The 22,202-nt window shown below is 37.7% G+C and carries 19 protein-coding genes; 9 read left to right on the forward strand and 10 right to left on the reverse strand.

The window, feature by feature from the left end:
- The first annotated feature begins 227 nt into the window (after positions 1-227).
- A complete protein-coding gene (locus tag KKC46_05610) occupies positions 228-1,556 on the forward strand; it encodes an ammonium transporter (protein ID MBU1053291.1) in 1,329 nt (442 codons plus the stop codon).
- Positions 1,557-1,676: 120 nt separating this feature from the next.
- Here the strand turns inward: KKC46_05610 and KKC46_05615 are convergent, their stop codons facing one another.
- The 7 genes from KKC46_05615 to lptD all read right to left on the reverse strand — a co-directional run bounded on the left by KKC46_05615 (position 1,677) and on the right by lptD (position 9,935).
- A complete protein-coding gene (locus KKC46_05615; GenBank protein MBU1053292.1) occupies positions 1,677-2,579 on the reverse strand; it encodes an amidohydrolase in 903 nt (300 codons plus the stop codon).
- Positions 2,580-3,052: 473 nt separating this feature from the next.
- Complete coding sequence (gene metG / locus KKC46_05620; protein ID MBU1053293.1) at positions 3,053-4,972, reverse strand: methionine--tRNA ligase; 1,920 nt, start codon at positions 4,970-4,972, stop codon at positions 3,053-3,055.
- Positions 4,969-5,700 (reverse strand): stage 0 sporulation protein, encoded by a 732-nt coding sequence (locus KKC46_05625; GenBank protein ID MBU1053294.1) that lies wholly within the window; start codon positions 5,698-5,700, stop codon positions 4,969-4,971. The genes metG and KKC46_05625 overlap by 4 nt, the downstream gene beginning before the upstream one ends.
- A gap of 58 nt (positions 5,701-5,758) precedes the next feature.
- Positions 5,759-6,793, reverse strand: a complete 1,035-nt coding sequence (holB, locus tag KKC46_05630) for a DNA polymerase III subunit delta' (protein MBU1053295.1) — start codon at positions 6,791-6,793, stop codon at positions 5,759-5,761.
- Positions 6,793-7,071 carry an integration host factor subunit beta gene (locus KKC46_05635; protein ID MBU1053296.1) on the reverse strand — a complete coding sequence of 93 codons (279 nt, stop codon included), beginning with the start codon at positions 7,069-7,071 and terminating at the stop codon, positions 6,793-6,795. The genes holB and KKC46_05635 overlap by 1 nt, the downstream gene beginning before the upstream one ends.
- A gap of 89 nt (positions 7,072-7,160) precedes the next feature.
- On the reverse strand, positions 7,161-7,673 hold the full coding sequence (locus KKC46_05640) for a UpxY family transcription antiterminator (GenBank protein ID MBU1053297.1): 513 nt from the start codon (positions 7,671-7,673) through the stop codon (positions 7,161-7,163).
- A complete protein-coding gene (lptD, locus tag KKC46_05645) occupies positions 7,674-9,935 on the reverse strand; it encodes an LPS assembly protein LptD (GenBank protein MBU1053298.1) in 2,262 nt (753 codons plus the stop codon).
- A gap of 329 nt (positions 9,936-10,264) precedes the next feature.
- Between lptD and surE the strand changes: the two genes are divergently transcribed.
- The 7 genes from surE to KKC46_05680 all read left to right on the forward strand — a co-directional run bounded on the left by surE (position 10,265) and on the right by KKC46_05680 (position 18,003).
- Positions 10,265-11,020, forward strand: coding sequence for a 5'/3'-nucleotidase SurE (gene surE, locus KKC46_05650; protein ID MBU1053299.1), 756 nt, complete (start codon positions 10,265-10,267; stop codon positions 11,018-11,020).
- Between the two features lie 55 nt (positions 11,021-11,075).
- Entirely contained in the window at positions 11,076-12,056 is a 981-nt protein-coding gene (locus tag KKC46_05655; GenBank protein MBU1053300.1) for an HD domain-containing protein, read from the forward strand.
- Between the two features lie 28 nt (positions 12,057-12,084).
- The gene (gene tmk / locus KKC46_05660) at positions 12,085-12,705 is read left to right on the forward strand and encodes a dTMP kinase (GenBank protein MBU1053301.1); all 621 of its coding nucleotides are present in this window, start codon (positions 12,085-12,087) and stop codon (positions 12,703-12,705) included.
- Entirely contained in the window at positions 12,705-14,984 is a 2,280-nt protein-coding gene (gene cysS, locus KKC46_05665) for a cysteine--tRNA ligase (protein MBU1053302.1), read from the forward strand. The genes tmk and cysS overlap by 1 nt, the downstream gene beginning before the upstream one ends.
- 21 nt (positions 14,985-15,005) lie before the next feature.
- Positions 15,006-15,986: a hypothetical protein gene (locus tag KKC46_05670; GenBank protein ID MBU1053303.1), complete on the forward strand. Its 981-nt coding sequence runs from the start codon at positions 15,006-15,008 to the stop codon at positions 15,984-15,986.
- 181 nt (positions 15,987-16,167) lie between these two features.
- The gene (locus KKC46_05675; GenBank protein ID MBU1053304.1) at positions 16,168-16,356 is read left to right on the forward strand and encodes a 4Fe-4S binding protein; all 189 of its coding nucleotides are present in this window, start codon (positions 16,168-16,170) and stop codon (positions 16,354-16,356) included.
- 372 nt (positions 16,357-16,728) lie between these two features.
- Positions 16,729-18,003, forward strand: coding sequence for a DUF2088 domain-containing protein (locus tag KKC46_05680; GenBank protein MBU1053305.1), 1,275 nt, complete (start codon positions 16,729-16,731; stop codon positions 18,001-18,003).
- Positions 18,004-18,088: 85 nt separating this feature from the next.
- On the opposite strand, the gene KKC46_05685 is transcribed toward KKC46_05680, so the two are convergent.
- The 3 genes from KKC46_05685 to KKC46_05695 form a co-directional block, all read right to left on the reverse strand.
- Positions 18,089-18,502, reverse strand: coding sequence for a GNAT family N-acetyltransferase (locus tag KKC46_05685; GenBank protein ID MBU1053306.1), 414 nt, complete (start codon positions 18,500-18,502; stop codon positions 18,089-18,091).
- 59 nt (positions 18,503-18,561) lie between these two features.
- Positions 18,562-19,365 (reverse strand): DUF3786 domain-containing protein, encoded by an 804-nt coding sequence (locus KKC46_05690; protein MBU1053307.1) that lies wholly within the window; start codon positions 19,363-19,365, stop codon positions 18,562-18,564.
- 247 nt (positions 19,366-19,612) lie between these two features.
- A complete protein-coding gene (locus KKC46_05695; protein MBU1053308.1) occupies positions 19,613-20,134 on the reverse strand; it encodes a helix-turn-helix transcriptional regulator in 522 nt (173 codons plus the stop codon).
- A gap of 787 nt (positions 20,135-20,921) precedes the next feature.
- Between KKC46_05695 and KKC46_05700 the strand changes: the two genes are divergently transcribed.
- On the forward strand, positions 20,922-22,199 hold the full coding sequence (locus KKC46_05700) for a WD40 repeat domain-containing protein (protein MBU1053309.1): 1,278 nt from the start codon (positions 20,922-20,924) through the stop codon (positions 22,197-22,199).
- Positions 22,200-22,202 lie beyond the last annotated feature (3 nt).

Raw genomic sequence — 22,202 nt, forward strand, 5'->3', positions numbered from 1 at the left:
AATATTATTACAAATTTGAAATTACACTACCAGAATAATACACAAAACTGTAATTTATTTCATACAATTCCCAACTCGTATCTTCTGCTAATAATCGCATAACTGTTTATTATCACAATATCATACTATTTATAAAGCATAACATGGTATATTCCTTGCTCTTAATTTTGATTTACAATTTTTTTGCATCATTTATAAAACAAAATCTAACGATAGGAAGAATACTTATGAAGAATAAATCTTTACTTACCGCTTTAGTTTCCGTCCTTTTTACATTAACTCCACAAATTATTCTTGCAGCTGAAAATACGCCTGTGGATACAGGCACTACCTCATGGATGCTGACTTCAACCGCATTTGTGCTTTTGATGGTTCCCGGCCTTGCCATGTTTTACGGAGGTCTGGTTAGAACAAAAAACGTGCTTAGCACCATGATGCTCAGTTTCGTATCAATGGCTGTTATCGGCGTTCTCTGGGTAGCATGCGGCTACAGCATTGCATTCGGCCCTAATATCCTTGGCGGTTTTGCCGGATGGAGCAATGATTATTTCTTTCTGAAAGGCATTGATGATGTAATTGTAAATGGAGTCCCGGAATATGTACTTGCTATGTTTCAGGGTAAGTTTGCGATCATTGCACCAGCTTTAATCAGCGGTGCGCTGGTTGAACGCGTTTACTTTCGCGGCTATATCACCTTTATAATACTTTGGATGCTTTTTATTTACTGCCCGTTGTGCCACTGGGTATGGGCTACAGACGGCTGGCTTTATAATGCAGGCGCAAGCGGTGTTATTGACCTTGCGGGAGGACTTGTAATTCATGTATCCGCAGGATTCAGCGCACTTGTTGTAGCGATATTTCTGGGCCCCAGGATTGGTTATCCCAAAACTCCGATGGCCCCTAATAATCTGGTAATGACTTTGACAGGAGCCGGTCTTTTATGGGTAGGCTGGTTTGGCTTCAATGCCGGTTCAACAGTACACAGCGGTCTGGATACTGCCAGGGCGCTGACCATGACACAGGTTTCGGCCGCAAGCGGTGCCCTGACCTGGCTAATTATAGAATACTTTAAGTTTCGCAAGGCTACAGCACTTGGATTTGCTTCAGGCATACTTGCCGGGCTTGTTGCAATAACTCCTGCTGCAGGCGTGGTATTGCCATATGGCGCAATTATATTGGGAGCCCTGTCATCAGTTATATGTTTTTATGCTCTTACCGTTAAAGTGAAGTTAGGATATGACGACAGTCTGGATTGTTTTGGAATACACGGTGTGGGAAGCGGTCTGGGAGTGATTATGCTTTCCTTTTTTATCCGTGACAGCTGGATGCAAAGCGCTTCTGCTGCCGCCCATAAAGTCTGGACTATCTGGGATCAGCTTTCAATTCAGTTGATAGGCATCGGCGCTACAATATTGTTTGCGGTAGTCGGCACCCTGGTGATTTGTTTTCTTGTTGAAAAAACTGTTGGCTTCAGGATTGCTGCTGATTTAGAGGCTATAGGGCTTGACCAGTCCATCCACGGAGAACATGGCTATGGTTCCATGCAGGAATACTAGGAAAGAAGGGTTCGAGGGGCCAAGGAGTCAAGGGGTCAAGTGAAATGCTTAAAGCATTATAAAGCCATCACTTGAACCCTGGAATCCTCGAATCCTCGAATCCTTGACCCCTTTTTTTGTTTATTCCAAACCAAGATCAAAAAGACTGTTGGCGTTTTTCCAGAAAATGTTTTCAAGCTGCTCTTTTGTAATTTTGCCTGTTTCATGCAATTTTACAAATTTTTCAATTTCATATTTCTGAAACTGCCAGGGGGTATCGGTACCAAAAAGTAATTTTTCCTGATTATGATTATTTAACATATATAGAAAATTATCAAGGCTTACATCATGATCATTTCGCGGCCAGTCACAATTATAGTAACTGCTGGACAGTTCTATATATATACCGCTGTCGATTAAATTCCTGCGCTCAAAATCATAAATAAAAAGGCCCCCGCCGTGAGCGGCAATAATCTCTAAATTCGGCAAAATATCATGCAGTTTGAGCAATTTGCTGGGATTGGCATAATATTCCGGCAAATCATCATTAGTAAGATGTTTTGGAGGTACTCTGGAAGTGTCAAATATTACGGGAAAACCCATATCAGAAATTTTTTCGAAAAACTTTAAAGACTGGCGTGAAGTAATATTAAAGCGCTGAAAGACACTATGAAGCTTTATCATCCTGGCATTTTTTGATTTAAGATCAGCCAGTATTTCATCAAGGCGCGGATGGTTCGGGTGCAAATTTCCACAAAATACGGCCCGTTCGTCTCTTTTGCTTTCATTGTAGTAAAAATCATTGATACGTTCAATTTTTCTTGGATCTTTTACTACAGGCAGAATAAAATATTTTGCTATGCCATTTTCATCAGCAGATTTTGAAAGGTCGTCTAAAGTGCCGTCAGCACCTCGTCTGAAATTCAACTCGGTTGCAAAATCTATGGAAAAGGTGTCTTCAATATATTTCTCACGGTATTCCTCTTCAAAGATGTGGGTATGAGCATCTATGATATGTTTGGGTCTAACACTGTAATCACTCAATTAACTTTCTCCTGAAACAACATTTTTTTTATTTATCTTTTTTCTTTTCTTTTTTCTCCTGCTTTTTTTCCTTTGAGCTTTTAGCCGGTTTCTTTTTTTCTTCTTTTTTTTTATCCATTCCTTTTCCCATGGTTACCCTCCTTTTTCGTCATATCCTGTTTTAAAAGTTGTTTGCTCCTGGTTTTTTCAACAACAAAAATTCAATGCAACTGTTTTTATCTCAAATATTAATGCCTTTTAAAATAAAAAAATGCGGGAAATGGCAATAAAATCTTTTGTATATTATTCTATCCGAATTTTCAAATGATTTTGCATTTTACCTCTTTTCCCTTTATATGATTTTTTGATAGATGTATACATACTAATAATGTAACCCTTTGCAATTGTCTATCTTAGTAAATCTTGGGCTTTAGGTCTGGCTGATGATAGTACATTAATATACAGTACTGTATCAGATGGCGGGGTTTAAAAAATCAGGTGAGAGGTGTTCCGGGTTTTACATTTTTATCGAGAGTTGCAACTGTACAGCCATTTTCATCTACTGCTGCAAGCAACATACCGTTTGAAACTATCCCCATTATCTTTGCGGGTTTTAAATTTGCAACCACTATGACCTGCTTTCCGACCAATTCTTCCGGGCTGTAGCTTAAGGCAATGCCGGATATAATGGTTCGGGTATTGCCAAGATCTATTTCGAGTTTAAGTACTTTTTTTGCGCCTTTAATTTTTTCTGCTTTAATTATGGTTGCGACCCTTAAATCAATTTTAGAAAGCAGATCAATGGTTATTTCAGGTTTTATTTCCAAAACAGCAAGTTCTGCCTTTGCTTCGTTTACAGCCGTGTCCTCTTTTTTCTTATCGATTCTTGGGAAAAGGGTAATTGCTTTTGGTATACTTGTTCCGGGTGATAGTACTTTCCATGATTTAAGATGGTTTAAGTCATAAAATTTACTTTCCGGATTTTGCCCCAGATGGTGCTGCATGGTTTTTGCCGTATCAGGCATTATTGGATAAATAAGCCCTGATACAATTCTTAATCCTTCAAGAAGATTATACATGACAAATGCAAGCTGTTTCTTTTCGGATTGCTTTTTTGCAAGCTCCCATGGCGCAGTAGTATCAACATATTTGTTCATCTGATTTATAAATTCCCAAACCGACATTAAAGCCTTATGGAATGAAAAACTTTCCATATCTTTTTCATATTCTTTTAAAGCACAAGTCGCATCAAATTTAAGCCCGCCTTGCATTTCCTCTTCGGTTTCGGAACTAATTTCGGGTATAACCCCCCCCAAATATTTGTGAACCATTGTGATTACTCTTGAAAACAGATTTCCAATATCATTTGCAAGATCAGAGTTTATACGCGAAACCAGGGCTTCCTCATTGAAACTTGAATCAAGGCCGAAAACCATTTCTCTTATAAGAAAATATCTGAAAGCATCCAGACCATATGTGTTTTTAAGCGAAAGTGGTTCAATAACATTTCCTATGCTTTTTGACATCTTGCTCTGATCAACATTCCAGTAACCGTGGACATTAAGATGCTTATATAATGGAATTCCTGCAGCTTTAAGCATTATTGGCCAGTATATTCCGTGAGGTTTTAAAATATCTTTTGCAATAATATGCTGGGCATTGGGCCAGTACTTATTAAATTGATCGCCATCTGGGTAACCCAGTGCAGTAATATAGTTAAGAAGGGCGTCAAACCAAACATAAGTTACATAATTATCATCAAATGGAAGAGAAATTCCCCATTCAAGACGTGTTTTAGGACGGGAAATACAAAGATCTTCAAGGGGCTCTTTTAAAAAAGACAAAACCTCATTTTTATATCTTTCAGGTCGTATAAAATCCGGGTTTTGTTTGATATGGTCTATAAGCCAGTCCTGATATCGGCTCATTTTAAAAAAATAATTTGATTCCTTAATCGATTCCGGTTCAGTTTCATGATCAGGACATTTCCCGTTAACAAGTTCTCTTTCCGTATAAAACCGTTCGCACCCGAAACAATACAAACCTTCATATTCGGAATAATAAATATCTCCCGAATCATTGATTTTCTGAAGCACCTGCTTAACGGTTTTAATATGTGAAGGGTCGGTTGTACGAATAAAATAGTTATTATTTACATTCAGTTCAGGCAGCAGATTTTTAAAAAGCCCGCTTATTTTATCTGCATATTCTTTAGGTTTTAAATCTTCCTTCTCTGCTGCACGAACAACTTTATCGCCATGTTCGTCTGTTCCTGTGAGAAAGAAAGTATCCTTGCCCAGCATTGAATTGTATCTGCACACAACATCTGCAATAATTGAAGTATAAGCATGCCCAAGATGAGGTTTTGCATTAACGTAATAAATCGGTGTTGTAATATAAAATGTATTATTCATCTGGTTTCCTCATCTTTTTCAAAAACTTCTTCCGGAATCGCTTTAATGTCTTTGCTTTTCTCATTCTCGCAATTCTTATCTGTACTGGAACAATCAGCAGGCATTCCGTGTTCAAACGTCAGACAACACATAAGCCTGCCGCACTGGCCGGATATTTTGGTTGGATTTAAGGAAAGGCTTTGATCTTTTGCCATTTTTATTGAGACAGGTCCGAATTTATCCATGAAAAGAGAGCAGCAGATTTCACGGCCGCACCTTCCTAATCCACCGCTCATCTTGGCCTGGTTCCGGATTCCGACCTGTCGCATTTCAATTCTTACTTCAAGATTCTTGACAAGCATTTTTACAAGCTGCCTGAAATCAACCCGGCCTTCAGCGGTAAAGTAAAAAGTAAGCTTGCTTGTATCAAATGAACTTTCAACCGAAAAAAGGTTCATTTTAAGATCAAGTTCTTTGATGCATTTCAAACAGAAAGCATGAGCTTTTTGTTCAATTTCCTGATTTTTGTCTTTTTGCTGGTAATCCTTTTCATTTGTAAGGCGAATCACCTTACTAAGCTGCCTTTCCGGAGGCTTATCCAGAGTAGCAGGAGTAATCGCCACGGTTCCAAAACTCAAACCTTGTTCAGTTTCAACAATCACATGGTTTCCAATATTAAGTACAAAACCGCCGCATTCAAAGTCGTATACTTTTCCGGCAGGCTTGAATCTGATGCCTACAACTTTCATATATATAAAGTCCAAACAACAGGACTATTTCCCCCATATAAAAAAAGCAAAAACACTATTATAAAGTTTGTGCAACCTGTAATAAAAGAGTTTCTGCTGTGAGTCTTAAATTTGCATTTGCCCTAATATTTTTACGTGACAATTCAATTGCATCAAGCTTTGAAAAAATATCAGCGTTTGTATGCCGGCCTGATGCATTTTGTATTTTATCCAAAAGATCAAAAAAAATTATTTTTTCAGGATGATATTTAAAAACAATAATATCTCTGTACCATATTTTTAAAATATCAAGATATTTTAAAAACTCTTCTTTATCTTTGGCCAGTTTTTCAGCAAAAAACATAGCTTTGCCGATTTCTTCTAAAGATAAGGATTCAATTTCATTTATTATCCAATCTCTTTTCTTCAGTTCGACAACACTTCCAATATCAAGCGCTCTCTTGAAACTTCCATTAGCCATAGCTGCGAATATGGCCGCACTATCGGGGGTTATACCATTTGCTTCAACCAGCATTTGTGCAATCCTCTTTTCAGAAACAGGATTAAATCTTATAAACTGGCATCTTGAAGCAATAGTAGGAATAACATCCGATTGTTCGGTTGCAGTCAGTATCAGAACAGTACTTTCGGGCGGTTCTTCCAGCACTTTTAAAATAGCATTTCCCGCTGCCGCATTCATTGCCTGAACATCCGATATTATAGCTACACGGATCTTTGCTTCATAAGGCTTCAGAGCAAGAATATGACACAGATCACGAACCTGGGCTATCTTGATCAAAGAACCGGAAGGTTTTATCTCGATAATATCAGGGTGACTTTTTGACAGAATTTTCCTGCAAGATACGCAAACACCACACGGAATTTTGTTTATAAGATTTTTTAAAACGCCGTCTTCATCTAAACATAAATCTGGTGTGTCGACACTGTTTGCAATGCAATTGCATGCCATCGCAAATCTTATTGCAGCTGCCTGTTTCCCTACACCTTCCATACCCAGAAAAAGGAGCGCATGCGGGATGGCGCCTTTTCTGAGCAAAGTATTTAAAATGACAGAAGGTGCTTTTTGATCAGCAATAAATTCAAGATCAGGCACTATTTAACATCTACCCGTTCCTTCAACTCTTTCCCTGATTTAAAAAATGGAAGCTTTTTAGGCTTTATAACAACCTTTTCGCCGGTCTTGGGGTTTCTGCCTGCATAGCTTTTGTAATTTTTTACATAAAAACTGCATAAACCCCTGATTTCAATACGGTCTCCCTTGGCCATGGCATCTGCCATCGAATCAAAAAATATTTGAACAACCCTTGCTGCTTCTGCTTTTGAAATGTTTGCTTTATCCTTGATGGCCGAAATTAACTCCAGTTTATTCATATTCCCTCCTTGAAAAATATCTTAAAGCATATACCAATGTTTTATACTTTAATTATATGTTTATAATAAGTCAAGCACTTATGATAATTTTATGTCAAAATCTCAACATCCTCTTCATCTACCTCCACAGAAGCAAACTGCCCAAGTGCTTCAATATTGACCACCACACGCCCTATTTTCCCATGCCTGTCAAAGGTTCCGGTAACACCTTCAAAAGGACCTCTTATTACAAATACTTTATCTCCTTTTTGAAGTTTTGTTCCTGTAAGTATTTTTCCATCTTCGGCTGTCATTATTTTTAACGATTCAATTGTTGCATCAGGAACCGAAACCGGACCACTGCGGCTTCCGATCATCCGTACTACCCCAACAGTTTTGACGATTTCAATTTGACTTTCCGGACTAAGGTTGGATTTTACAAAAAGATACCCGGGGAAAAGCGGTATTTTTATCATAGCTTTTCTGTCAACCCTGCGGCTCCTCACCAGAATTTTGGGCAAAAAAGAATCCACAGATTTTTTTGTTAGCCCTTCAAGGACTACGTTTTCGAACCTGCTTTTGGTATGAATAACATACCATGATGGTTTTAATATTATTGTCATTTATCCGCCCATACCACCCAGACCAGTAAAATTGATCAAAAAAGAAAATCTCTGGTCATCTTCCTCATCAGTATAAAGAAAATCAAGCGACCAGCATTGGGCAGTATAAAGAAATCCCAGAGAGGTTCTTATCCTGTTGCTTTCGCGTATATCCCTCTCATCTTCGGCTTTAAACAAAAGACCTTCAAAGATTTTTATATTAAAAGTTGAAAATATTGATTCCACAAAATCCCTCTGAAATCTGTATTCCCAGCCAATCGAATCTCCGCGATAATCTGATAATGATCCGGAAATGTTCCGGTCAACAAAATTACTGTCATAAGGAGACCATTTGGCATCTGCCGATAACGATAAATATTTTACCGGAGTATATTTTACTTCTCCATATATGGGAGAAAAAGGCCTTTTGTTTTTTGGGTTTGCCCAATTAACCGGATCATCTTCTTTTTCTTCATTAATATTATAGCTTTGCTCAAATTTTATCCTCAAAAATTCATTATACCCATAAGAAGGATTTTCAGCTTTTTTTTCGCCTGATTTTCCGAATTTATTTATTTGAGTTTTTGAGGTAAATGCGTTTAATAAAGAATAGGTTATAAGATTCTTTTTCACAATTCGGTCTATGCTGTCAAAATTTGGATATCCGACCTGTTCTTTATCCGGAATATACTCATAAATAATCTGGGGCCTAATGGAATGCTTAATGCTGTCCACAAATTCTGTGTCAATTTTAAGAACTCTGAATACCTCTGTGGAAAGATCAAGTTTGACATCATAAATTTCTCTGTCATATGTATCTTTATTTATTGTGTTATCACCCTGATCTATATACCACGTTGTCTGCCTTAACCCTATTGACGGCTCAAATGAAAAATAGTTGTTATATCTATATGGCAGATAGAATCTCGGGTATAAATCTATGCGTTGGCCCGTTACGCCGTCTAGTCTGTAAAAATTGGTATATTCGGAATCAAGATCGGCATACAAAGGTGTTTCCATAAATTGCTGTTTTGATCCGTTAAACTCTATAAAAGGCAGCTTTTGCAAAGTATCGTCAGGATCATCCCCTCTGCGGTTAACAACATTATCATACCAGCGGGCTTCTGCATTTAGCGAAAAGGAAGACCAGTTTTTAGAAAAATTCAGACTGTTTACTCTAATAGGATCATCGTAATTATCTATCTCTCTTCCAAAATCTCTATTAAAATATCTTTCCGTCGAGCTGAAACCATTGGGGCCATCTTTAAATTCATTAAGATAATCCTGATCGCTTACAATATCTAAATCCAGTTTTGCATTAAAACCGTAAGGCATCGCCTGGTCAGTTTTCATTCTGAACCAGTACCTGTCGGAATTGGGTCGCGAATATGTATCACCGGTATATCCCCATTGCTCACTTGCTTTAGTACCGTCATCCACCTTTTTGTCATCAAGGAAATCATACATTATGGTTCCCTTTGATTCAGGGCTTAAAACATAACGGTATTCAGCCCCTAGTTGTTCACCCCGCTGGCTCATATGGTGCAAATAAAAAGTTGCATCAGTATTTTCATTTATGGCCCAAAAATAAGGTTGATTATATTCTATACCTTTGCGTTCGGACTGAGCTGCCTCAGGAGCAAGAAGGCCTGACTGCCGCTTATTTTTTGCAGGAAAGACAGCAAAAGGCACATAAACAACCGGCATTTTTTTTGTCCAGAATGTCGCGTGATTTATATAACCATATCCTTCCACAGTAATTTTAAGTTTTTTACCTGTTATTTTCCATGCAGGAACATCACCATCACAGGTTGAAACTGTTGCTTTTTCGGCTGTATAGGTATTTTCACCTGTTTTCTTAATATTATCTCCACTTATATGATAGTTATTTTCTTTCAAAAATACGTTTCCATCATAAATTACTCCGGTTTCAGACTTTAAATCCACATCAATGGCGGAACCCCTGATAACGTCCTGACCCAGATTCATAACTACATTTCTCTTTGCATATGCCGTTGATGTTGTACGATTAAAACGAATAAAATCAGCGGAAATCTTTTTGCCTGTTTTGAAAACAATTACATTTCCGGAGGCGGTATATACTTCAGCATTACGGTCATAATAAATTTCATCGGCAGTGATATTCCATGGCTCATTAGGATTATCATTTTTAAAAGGATCGCTAAATGAATCCAATGCAAAAACTCTTGTAGATATTATTAAAAGGAAAGCAACTACAAATAACAGAATATATGAATAGCGAATATTATATTTTTTCAGCACAATTTCCGATCCGTTTATTGTGTATATAAGAAATCTTTCCTTTATTACATGTAATAATACTTAAATGCGAATCATTAATTTTAATTAACCAGTATCTGCGTGAAAGTTCAGCCAGTTTGAGACAAATAATGGCCGATAGAATATAAGAGGGGTTTATAAAAAGCAAGAGACAGTTTATAAAAAATAGTTTCTTTCAAAAAGATTAAAATTGGTCTAATATAAAAAGCTGGATTTACTGAAAGTGGATTTTTGGTTTTTTGATCTTCAAATCTTTTTTGCCAACCGGGCAATGATATAAAACAAAATAATAAATTCAGGTTTAAATACATATGAACGTGCTTATAACCAATGATGATGGCATTTATGCCGAAGGTCTTGCGGCATTATATAAAACATTTATAAAGTCTCACTCTGTAACAGTGGTTGCTCCTGAACGTGAGAGAAGCGCAGTAAGTCACAGCATTACTCTTCATAAACCTCTTCGCGCAAGCAGATTCAGTCTGGAAGGCGGGCTCTCCGGTTATGCCGTAAACGGTACGCCGGCAGATTGCGTCAAGCTGGGAATTCTTGAAATACTTGGCTCTAAACCGGATATAGTTATATCCGGTATAAATCCGGGTGCAAATATAGGCATTAACCTGAATTATTCGGGAACTGTTTCGGCGGCTAAAGAGGCTGCTTTATGTGGTATTAGCGCTATTGCAGTATCTATACAGGGATATTCTTCAACGCATCTGGATAATGCCGCCATTTTTGCTGAAAAACTTGCAAGAAAAGTTGTCGAAAAACAACTGCCTCAAGGAACCTTTCTCAATGTTAATTTGCCGGATATGCCTTTTGCAAAAACAGCCGGAATAAAAATCAGCACGCAGGACCTATCGGTTTTTTCAGAGTTTTTCGAAAAAAGAATTGATCCCAGAAACCGCACATATTTTTGGCAGGGAGTCAGCTCAAATCATTCGGGATATAACCCCGATAGTGATGGAGAGGCACTTTCCGGTAATTATATATCAATAACTCCGATAAAATGTGATATGACGGATTATAATATGATAGAAGATATCAAGAAATGGGACATGGATTAATAAGTAAATTGCAAATTTTGCTGTTCGAAATACTATCTTATAAATGGTGGAAAATATGAAAAAACAATATGCCGGATCTGTAAGGGCAGGAGAATTAGTAAATGATATTTTTGTTTTGTCTGAAAAAAATATTTCACAAAAAAAAGATGGGAGCGATTATATTAATGTGCTTCTTTCAGACAAAACAGGAAAGCTTAAGGGCGTTGCATGGGATAATGTGGATAAAATATCAGCAGACAAAAATCCGGGTGATTTTGTTCATGTTAAGGGAAGCATATCGGAATACAAAGGGGCTTTGCAGATTGTAATAAAAGATATGGAAAATATATCTTCGGATTCAATTGAGCCCTCCGATTTTCTTCCTTCAACAAAGCAAAATATCGATTTAATGTTTGAACGTTTGCTAAAGCTTTCCGGCTCAATAGAAGAGAAAAACTTAAAAGCGCTTTTGGACGCATTCTGGGCTGACAACAAGTTTGTCGAAAACTTTAAAATAGCTCCTGCTGCAAAAAAAATGCATCATGCATATTCAGGCGGCCTGTTAGAACATACGCTTTCAATGGCTCTTTTAGCAGACAAAATCGCAGGTCATTATATTGGAATAGACAGAGATCTTCTTATTGTGGGCACAATTCTTCATGATATCGGAAAAATCAGGGAATTTGTTTATAAATACAGTATTGATTATTCGGATGAAGGCAGGCTTTTAAGCCATATAGTAATAGGAATTGGTATGCTTGATGAGAAAATCAAAACCATTAAAGAGTTTCCTGAGACTCTTGCAGTACTGTTAAGACACATGATAGTAAGTCATCATGGCACAAGAGAATTCGGTTCTCCTGAACCGCCAAAAACAATTGATGCGGTTTTGCTTAATTATATCGATGAAATTGATTCAAAGATAAGCGGTATACGTGACTATATTTCTTCAGATGATGCCGGAGGAAACTGGACATCCTATCACAGGCTGCTTGGGCGCCATTTTTATACGGCAAATAACAACATGCAAAACAAAGAAGATGAAATTAGCGAATGAACCAGCTTAATTTAACAAGGTATAAATAATGTTTATTACGTTTGAAGGTATCGAAGGCTCAGGGAAAACAACTCAGATACGGCATGTCATGGAATTTTTAGAAAAATCAGGAAAGGCTTGCGTAATGACCCGCGAACCGGGGGGTACAATTACAGGGCAAAAAATCCGTTCTATTTTGCTTGACCCTGAAAATAACGGGATGGATCATTCGACTGAGCTCCTGTTATATCTGGCTGATAGGGCTGAACACGCGAATAAAATTATAAATCCTGCTTTATCGGCAGGTAAAACAGTTTTATGCGACAGATATTATGATGCAACTAAGGCCTATCAGGGTTATGCACGCGGATTGGATATGGATTTGCTGGATAAATTGCATAAACTGATAATACATGATTTAAAGCCGGATATAACAATTCTGCTCGATCTTGACCCCAAAACCGGGCTTTCACGGGCATGGAAGCAGATAAATGAAGGGGAAAGGACTGAATTTGAAACAAGATTTGAAAAAGAAACTCTTGATTTTCATGATAAAGTCAGAAAAGGCTATCTTGAGCTTGCGCGCATTGAGCCTAAACGTTTTATAATTGTAGATGCCACAAAAGATGAAAACCAGGTTAAAAAAGATATAATAAAGGCACTTTCTTGATGAGCTATTCTATCTTAGATACAATAGGCAACACCCCTCTTGTTGAAATAAAAAAATTAAACCCGAATCCCAAGGTCAAAATTCTTGCCAAGCTTGAATACTTTAATCCCGGTGGTTCAATAAAAGACAGAGCAGCTCTTTTTATGATCGAAGAAGGAGAAAAGACGGGAGAGCTTACCCCTGATAAAACCGTAATAGAGGCAACGAGCGGAAATACAGGCATCGGCCTTGCGTTGGTCTGCTCAATTAGGGGTTACAAACTTCTTCTTACCATGTCGGAATCGGCAAGCATTGAACGCCAGAAGATATTAAAAGCCCGCGGAGCCGATATCCTTCTTACTCCAGGACATCTTGGTACTGACGGAGCTATTGAAGAAGTATACCGTCTTTGCAGGGAAAATCCGGCTGCTTATTTCATGACCGATCAATTCAATAATGAGGCAAACTGGAAAGCTCATTATCACACTACAGCGGAAGAAATCTGGAAACAGACGGAAGGCAAAGTTACGGCAGTTGTTGCAACTCTTGGCACAACCGGCACTGTAATGGGAATTTCGCAAAGGCTTAAGGAATATAATCCGGATATACAAATAATTGCGGTAGAACCATATCTGGGCCATAAAATCCAGGGCCTTAAAAATATGAAGGAAGCATACCGGCCTGAGATTTATGACAAAAAGCGAATAGATAATATTGTCAATATTGATGATGAAGAAGCTTTTGAAATGGCAAGACGCCTTGCAAAAGAAGAAGGGTTGTTTGTGGGAATGAGCAGCGGAGCTGCTATGGTGATCGCACAAAACAAAGCATCTGAAATGGATGAGGGGACAATAGTTGTAATATTCCCGGACAGCGGAGAAAGATATTTAAGCACTTCACTTTTTACAGTAAAAGAAAAAATAAACCTTTTGCTTTTTAATACCATTACAAGAAGCAAGGAACCTTTTGAGCCTATTAACCCTGGAAAAGTATCCGTTTATTCCTGCGGGCCGACCGCACATGCAAGGATGCATCCGGGAGAGTGCCGCCGTTTTGTGTTTTCGGACCTGTTGTGCCGTTATCTTGAATACAGAGGCTATTTAGTAAAACATATAATGAACATAACGGATCTTGACGACAAAACCATAAACGGATCTGAAAAAGCGGGTCTTGAACTATCGGAATTCACCGAAAAGTATATTAATCTGTTTCAGGAAGATCTCAAACTTCTTGGAATCAAGCCTGCGGAAAACTATCCAAGGGCTAGTGAACATATTAATGATATGGTTATGCTTGCGGAAAAACTTGTTAAAAAAGGCTATGCATATGAAAAGCTGCGCTCTTTGTATTTTGATATCTCCAGATTTTCGGATTATGGGAAATTATCGGGAATTGATTTAAATAAAATAAGAATAGGCGCAACCGTTGATCTTGATGAATATGAAAAGGATAATCCGAGAGATTTTACCCTTATGAAAAGAGCAAAACTTTCTGAGCTTAGACGGGGCATTTATACTGCAACAGACTGGGGGAATGTCAGACCATCCTGGCATATCCAGTGCGCTGCAATTGCAATGAAATACCTTGGCGAAAGTTTTGATATTCATACAAGCAGCAGGGAACTCATATTTCCGCATCATGAGAATGAAATTGCCATTTCAAAGGCCTTGACAGGAAAACCTCTTGCGAAATTCTGGATGCACTGCGACAGGGTGCTTGTTGACGGGAAAAAGGTTGATGAATCAAAAGAGCGGCTTTGTGTTTCAGATCTTGCAGATATGGGCTATACGGGCAGAGAAATAAGATTCTGGCTGATTTCAACTCACTACAGAAAGCCCATTGTTTTTTCAAGCGAACGGCTTGAAGATGCAAGGAAATCACTGAAAAGACTGGACACATGTGTTCGTGCTTTGCTTGATATCAAAACAGGAGAGCTATATCCTGAAATTGATCAGCTTCTTTATGATATTAAAAGCGGGTTTGCGGGTGCAATGGACGATGATCTTAATATATCTGCCGCGCTATCTTCCATATTCAAGGTTATAAGAAAGATAAATGTTCTTACTAAAGATAAAAACATAGACGAAACCGGCGCAAAAAAAATTCTGGACACATTTAAAGATATTGATTCTGTGCTTAATATTTTTGATTTTGGATACTGCTTTCTTGATCCGGAAGTAAAACGTCTTATAGAGGATCGTGATAAGGCAAGAAAAGAAAAAAAATGGGATGTTGCAGACGATATCCGCAAAAAACTGGAATCAATGGGAGTTGCAATAAGAGACCGGAAAACCAGATAAAAGTTTTTAACAAGGACTACAATGAAACCTCTTTATTTTCCATTTACATATATCAATGATGCTAAAGCAGCAAATATGCGCGCCTGTTTTAAACAGATAACCGTTTATCAACCAGGTTTTTTGAACCTTTCTGAAAACATGCAAAAACTTTCCGATGAAGGTCTTCTTGATATCCGGGTTCCCGGCAAAGGGGATGAGGCAAAGCTTAAAGCTCTTTTAAATGAATACAAAGCATGGGCAGAACTTCATCAAAAAAGCGATATGGCTTTTTTAAACGCAACGGAAGAAAAACATCCTTTTTTTGATGAAACATTTCCATCACAGCTTGCTTCGCAGATTAAAAAAAATATGGGTGGGAACCAAGAGAAATTAAAAACCGATTTCCTCTTTAATTCAAGATTGTTTCTTGGCATAGCTCAGGAATATGACCAGCAGCAGGAGGCAATAATAAACAACCTGGCTTCTGTAAGCGAAATGGAGAAAAAGCTTCTAGCAGATTTAACCGATGAAGATGAAAATATATTCAGTAATAGTGTCGGAGCTTTTTTTAAAACAGGCCATGAACCGCAAATATACAAGATAAAAGAAAGACTTGAGGCATGGATATATCTTTTAATAAATGATAAGGAAAAACCGTGTTTTTTTATTACAGAAAGCAAAGATACAATTGATTTTATTATAGAAACAAATCCTGATTTTGAAAAAGTTATTGATTTGCAGAAAATTCCTGTATGCTTTGTCCCGGATATTATGGATAACTGGCAAATTATGCTTGCCAAACAGGTAGAAGGTTTGTTATCGGATAAAAACTTCAAAGTGAGCAAAGATATTAATAATATCCCTGCTGTTAATAAGACCGAAAGAAACGTATCTTTGAAGATTTTCAGGATAAGCAATAAATCCCGGTACGAATTTTTCCAAAATATCCTTGCCAAAGATATTGATGTTATACAAAATGACGATAAAATTAATAAATGCATATTAATTGGCATTGTTGAATAATCCCGTTTATCTTTATGATATAACATCAAATAAATTCTATCCCCCGTTTATTTTTTTTTATTCAAAAAAAAGAAGAAGAAGGCTTGACTCATATTATCAATTGGTATATGGACTTTGCCCAATACTATAAAAAATAGCTGAGCAAACTATTTATTGTTCAATATAGAAAGGAGAAAATAAAATGGCTTTTAATCCTATCGTAGATGAAGACAAATGTCAGGGTTGTGCTGAATGTGTTGATGTATGCCCGGTTGAAGTTTTTGAAATCCAAGATGAGAAATCCGTAGCGGTTAATGCGGAAGAATGTCTCGGTTGCGAAAGCTGTGTAGAAGTTTGTGAACCAGGCGCAATTACAATTGAAGAAACATAATTATTAAAGCCCCCGGTTTATATACCGTTTTAAAAGCCGGGGGACTTTGATTTTATTCTTTATACTCCAATCGTAATAATTTTGTAAAAAGATCGGGCTGTCGAAGAGTTTGCTGAAATATACGTATTAATATTGCAATAAATTTTATATATTCAACATGGCAGTTATTGTGCTTCTTGACTTTTTAAGAAGCTGTAGAGAAACAAACACTTTTTTTTTGAGCAGCATGTCTTGATTTGTATTGGTGTCTTCAATTTACATCTGCTCAATTTGTGATCTGATTTTTGCTAATCAGATTCAAAAGGGGGTTTTTGTCTTTTCCAATATAGCGTTATCTTACTTTCCATTCAGATTAATAATCACCTATAAATAATGTTATCTTTAGACACTGTTATATATCCGGAGACAGCTCTCGTATCACAGAAGCTGTATAAATCACCTGTAAATGATATTAAAAGCGAGCTTGAATCCGCCTTTTCCACTATATCTTTTTCCGGTAAAATCAAACCGGGAGAAACTGTTGCTGTTGCTGTGGGCAGCAGGGGAATAGATAAAATAGATTCAGTTGTTTATAGCTGTGCAAGATTTCTTGAAAATCTTGGATTAAAGCCTTTTATAATTCCGGCTATGGGAAGTCATGGCGGGGCAAATGCCGAAGGCCAGAAAAATATACTTGAAAAACTAAAAATAAGTGAAGGCGCAATTGGAATTCCGGTTTGTCCGGACATGGAAACAGATAGCATCGGCAAACTATCTTGTGGTTTAGATATCAATTTTTCAAAAAAAGCACTTTCAGCCAATCATATTGTTATAATCAACAGAATTAAACCTCATACAAAATTTACGGCTGATATTGAAAGCGGGCTTTGTAAAATGCTTGCCATAGGGCTTGGAAAAGAAAAAGGTGCGTCGGCTTTTCACAATTTTGCTGTACAACACGGCTTTGGTATTATTGAAGAAACTGCCGATTATATTATTAACAAACTAAATATCTTGTTTGGAATCGCTCTTATAGAAGACGGTTATGGTAACCTTTCAAAGATTGAGGTGATACAACCCCACAATATTATTAGTCGCGAAAAAGAGCTTTTAATACAGGCAAGAAATATGATGGGAAGTATTGCCTTTGATTTTCTTGATCTTCTGATCATTGATTTTTTCGGAAAGGATATAAGCGGCATAGGCATGGATTCCAATATCACAGGAAGGCACAGAGATATTGTCGGAGATTTTTATACTTCTCCTCATGCAAAGCGAATTTTTGTAAGAGATTTCTCTCCCGGTTCTGATGGAAACGGTAATGGAATAGGACTTGCCGATATAACTACTACCCGCCTTGTAAACAGCCTTGATATGAATAAAACATACACCAATGCCATAGCGGCCATTTCCCCGGAAAAAGCTGCTATCCCGATTCATTTCGGCACAGACCGCAAATGCCTTGAGGTTTGTGCAAAAACACTCGGCCTTGAATCATTGCAAGATTGCCGCATTGTAAGAATAAGAGATACCAAACACCTTGATCTGATACAGGTTTCAAAAGCTCTTGAAGAAGAAATTGAATCAAACCCCGATTTAAAAAGGGTTTCAGATTGGGAGCCGTTTAAATTTGATGGCAACGATAATCTTGTTTCCTTGTCACATTAATTAAGATTACATTGGCAATCTCTATATGATGTTATGTTCTTTGATTTCTTGATATCTATTGGCAAATAAAGAAGTAGAGGCTTTTTTATTTAATAAACAGCCTCATTGTCTCCGGTGAAGATATAAAACCTGCTTTTTCATAAATTGGCTTACCAGCATCACTCGCATTGAGAATAACCCGACGGATTCCATTTTTTTTACAATATTGAATTGCTCTATCAACTATCATCTGCGCACATTTATTCTGCCGATGGCTCTTTTCTGTGTACATGCTATGCAAGTATGCAATGTTATGACTTAAATCGGATGGAACAGGAACAAAACTTAAGACTGTAATGGCTCCACTGGCAATAATCTCATCATCGTTTTTTATAACCCAGGCCTTACAAACTCCTTCCGGAATTTGTTTGATGATTTTATCAGCATATGCAGATTCAAGTTCCTTGGTTTTAGCAATTTCAATTTTGAGACCTTTTTGTTCCCAAATTTCTTCAAACATTTTTCTGTGATGGATTGCCAGAATTTGTATGTCTTCAATACTTGCATCCTGAATAATCATTATCCATGCCTTTGAGCAAGCTTTCCGAACATCACGGCAAGACCCGTGCCGATAGTATATACTGATTCAATTGGAAGATTTTTTTCTACGTTAACATCAAAAAAAAGGTTCAGGGTAGACGGCAGACCCTCTTCCGCTTTCCAGTAGCAAATCAGAAGAGGGACTTTGGGCAATGGATGCAAAACTATCGAAACATCAGATTGATAATGATTTTGAACCTGCTTTCCGTTGAAAACATAGACCAGATCTTTAAAAAACTCAGTATAATTGTCTGCAATTTTTTTTAATGGCTCTTCGCAGCGTTTTACAAAAAAACTATCCCACTCTTTTCCTCTTTCAAGTTCCCGCAAAGGAACCCATGTATCACCCGGAGAGACTCCCTGTGCTTTTAGTACGTAATTAAGCACAGGACCTGCAACCCATTGGTTGATATGGATATCTGAAGATAACTGCCCCTGCGAATTCACATAAAAGTCTTTCCCCAAAACCTTGATTATCAATTGGCCTTTGATATATCTGCCTCCGGTGCGGTCTGCAGCCGAAGCCAGATCAATTTCGCTGATTTGCTTTTGAAGCAGGAGTATCCCGTCTTCCTGAGTTTCCGTGGAGGTACCGGATTTTGGGGGTGTGGTACTGCAATACTCTTTGGCAATTTCCGGATCGACCTTTGGACAGTCTCCAAGGTTTTTTTCACCTTTAAACACTGCAATGGCAAAAACCAGACAGGTAGCAAAACCGCATGCCCGGCAGTTGGATTTGTCAAGTAATTTTAATATTTCAATAGTATTTTCAGGGTGTTTCATTTTTTGATATCTCCTTTTATTTAAAAATTCAGGTTGGCCGTGTGATTCTGTGCAAAACCTGCTTATTTATTTGCCTGAGGTCAAAAAGGGAATTTAAACATTGATGTATGAAAGCACAATTAAGCTTTGTTTACATCACCCAAATGGGGGATTTGGTGTAATTTTTTTTAAAAAAAGGCATGGGACACTACAGCAGGATGAATAATTGCCGGGATTTTTGCTTAATGTAGGGAATAAGGAGGAGTTATCAATTTTCATCCATAATGTTATACCGTGTCGCCCAGACGGCAGCCTGGGTCCGGTCATTTACTCCAATCTTATTAAAAATGTGGACCACATGACTTTTTACGGTGTGGGGGCTGATGCCCAGAATCTTTGCTATTTCAGGGTTTGTGTAACCATTGGTTATATATTTAAGCACCTGGATTTCACGCAGGCTTAACGGCGGGATGCCCGTTTTTTCATCCGTATCAAAAAAATCAGCAATGGTACTATTGTTACCGGTATCGTTTTTGATACCATTCTCGTCTATTATTGCATCTCCCGTGTCAGGTATGCCATTTGTTTCATAGTCGGTTTGTTCAATGTGGTGTGCAGGAAAAGCCGGAGAAGATTCTTCCGGCACATCAAAATCGATTGTAATAGTAGAAGCAAGATCGCCTTTGTCGTCAAAAACCGGATATACCTTGCTTATGTTGATGGGCGCAGCAAACTCCATACAATAATCGGGCTTGGTTTCTCCATTACGCAGGGCTGATGCAAACGCCATACATGTGGCATATCCGCATTTTTTACAATTAGTTTTTGGCAGAAGCTTTAAAATGTCGATAACAGAAGGTGGACGGTATCTTCGATAATCGGGTTGTATAAAATATCGTTTGCGATATAGATCATCAATGTAATCCATCAACTGCTTAAAAAAATCAAGGGCTGCCTGTTTGTTTAAAAAAGATGCAGCTATCAGCTCTTTGGGATAAAGACTACATTTAATATCATTAAAATTAAACTGTATGTATTCCGGACGATCATGAAACCTGGCATCGGTCAGGGATGCGTTTATATAGGGGAATATGCTTCTGATGTCGTTTTTCAACTTAAAATAAGCACCCCAGAAGCGAGTTGTCATAACTCCTGATTTTGAAAGAGAGAAATCTATGAAATCCATATTTAAGTTATACTGAAAGTTCTCTTTGATATTATCCAACTTGTTAATTATTCATTTTGTTTTTTTAGGCAGGCAACTATTTAATTTCAAGCGTTTAATTCCATTTTATGTTTTAACGTGATTCCTGAAACCAACACCTGACAATAGATTAAACGAATTTCTTTTATCATCTAATATTGTAGAGTTATCAATACCATAATTGAGATTCTATTGGCAACATATATATGATTCTATTGATATTAGTGTATGTTAAAAATATACAGTTTATTAGAAAGGGCTTTACATAAGGATGGTTTTGAGCTAGAAAAAAGATTTGTATCATTTGATAGAATACAATAAAAGATCAGCCATCATGTAAAATTATAATGGTGTAGCAGAAGGAGAAATAATAATGGACAACATTTCCGGTTGGGACTGGGATATCGGTAAGAAATTAATTGCTGATATCTCAGACTGGAAAAATACATATCAATGGGTGGAAGAACCTTATGTAAGTTCAGATGGTGAAAAAATAGCAGCTGTAATTCAGGTTCCCGATGATGAGGTTTTTACCATGTGCGAAAATGGCGTTGCATGGGAAAATGCTTTCGACAGAATCTGGTATCCAAGATATTCGCCGGATGGCAGACTAACGGCTTTTGTTTCGGATTCCATGGAATGGGCTCTTGCCGTAAACGGGGAAACCGTAGAAGATAAATACGATTTCGCATGGGATACCCGTTTTGGCGATGATGGAAAAAACATAATCTATATGGCGCAGAAAGAGGGAAAATATTTTGCCGTAGTAAACGATGTGCCCTGGGAAAATATTTTTTTAAATTTGACCGGCCTTGCGGTTAGCAATGATGGCAAAAGGGTTGGTGCTGTGGCACAGACTGTTGCCTTTAAAGAAGCTGAAATATTCAAATTCCAGGAAGGTTGTTACGCGGCGGTAGTTGACGGAGTAGTATGGAATAAAAATTTCGTAAATGTATGGGATGTTGTTTTTAGTCCTGATGGCAAAAAGGTTGCTGCAGGAATAAGGACGAGCCTTTATGATTACACAATTGCCATAGATGGAATTGCCTGGGATAAAAGCTTTGCCTCTGTTTGGGAACCGGTGTTTAGCCCGAAAGATGCTTCCGTTTCTGCTCCTGTTCGTTCTTCCGGAAAATGGTTTCTGGCAAAAGACGGGCAAATTTTATGGAATAAACAATTCGAACAACTCTGGCACCATATCTACAGCAAAGATGGAAATAAAATTGCGGCGATTGTTGCTCCTCAGTTCGGCAGGTGGACTATTTCTGTTGATGGAAATACTTGGGATATAACCTTTGCCGATATGGTTACGGATGCCGTTTTCAGCCCTGATGGAAGAAAAGTTGCATGTCTTGGGAAAGACAATAATAAATGGACGGTTGCTGTTGATGGAAATACTTGGGATGAATATGACATGGCCTGGAAACCTGTTTTCAGTCCTGACAGTAATAATGTTGCTGCGAAGGTTGAAAAAAACGGCAGTTATACAATAGTCGTTAACGGCAAACCTTTAAAAGAAGATTTTGCAGCAGTATGGAATCCGGTATTTAGTCCTGACTCAAAAAAGATTTTAATCAGAGCAATAGAATCCGGGAGCAATGAAAATAAATATTTTAGACGTGTTATCCCCGTTAGCGATATTAAGGGTTGAAAG

It is taken from the genome of Pseudomonadota bacterium, from assembly GCA_018817425.1.
Classification (GTDB): Bacteria; Desulfobacterota; Desulfobacteria; order Desulfobacterales; family RPRI01; genus RPRI01.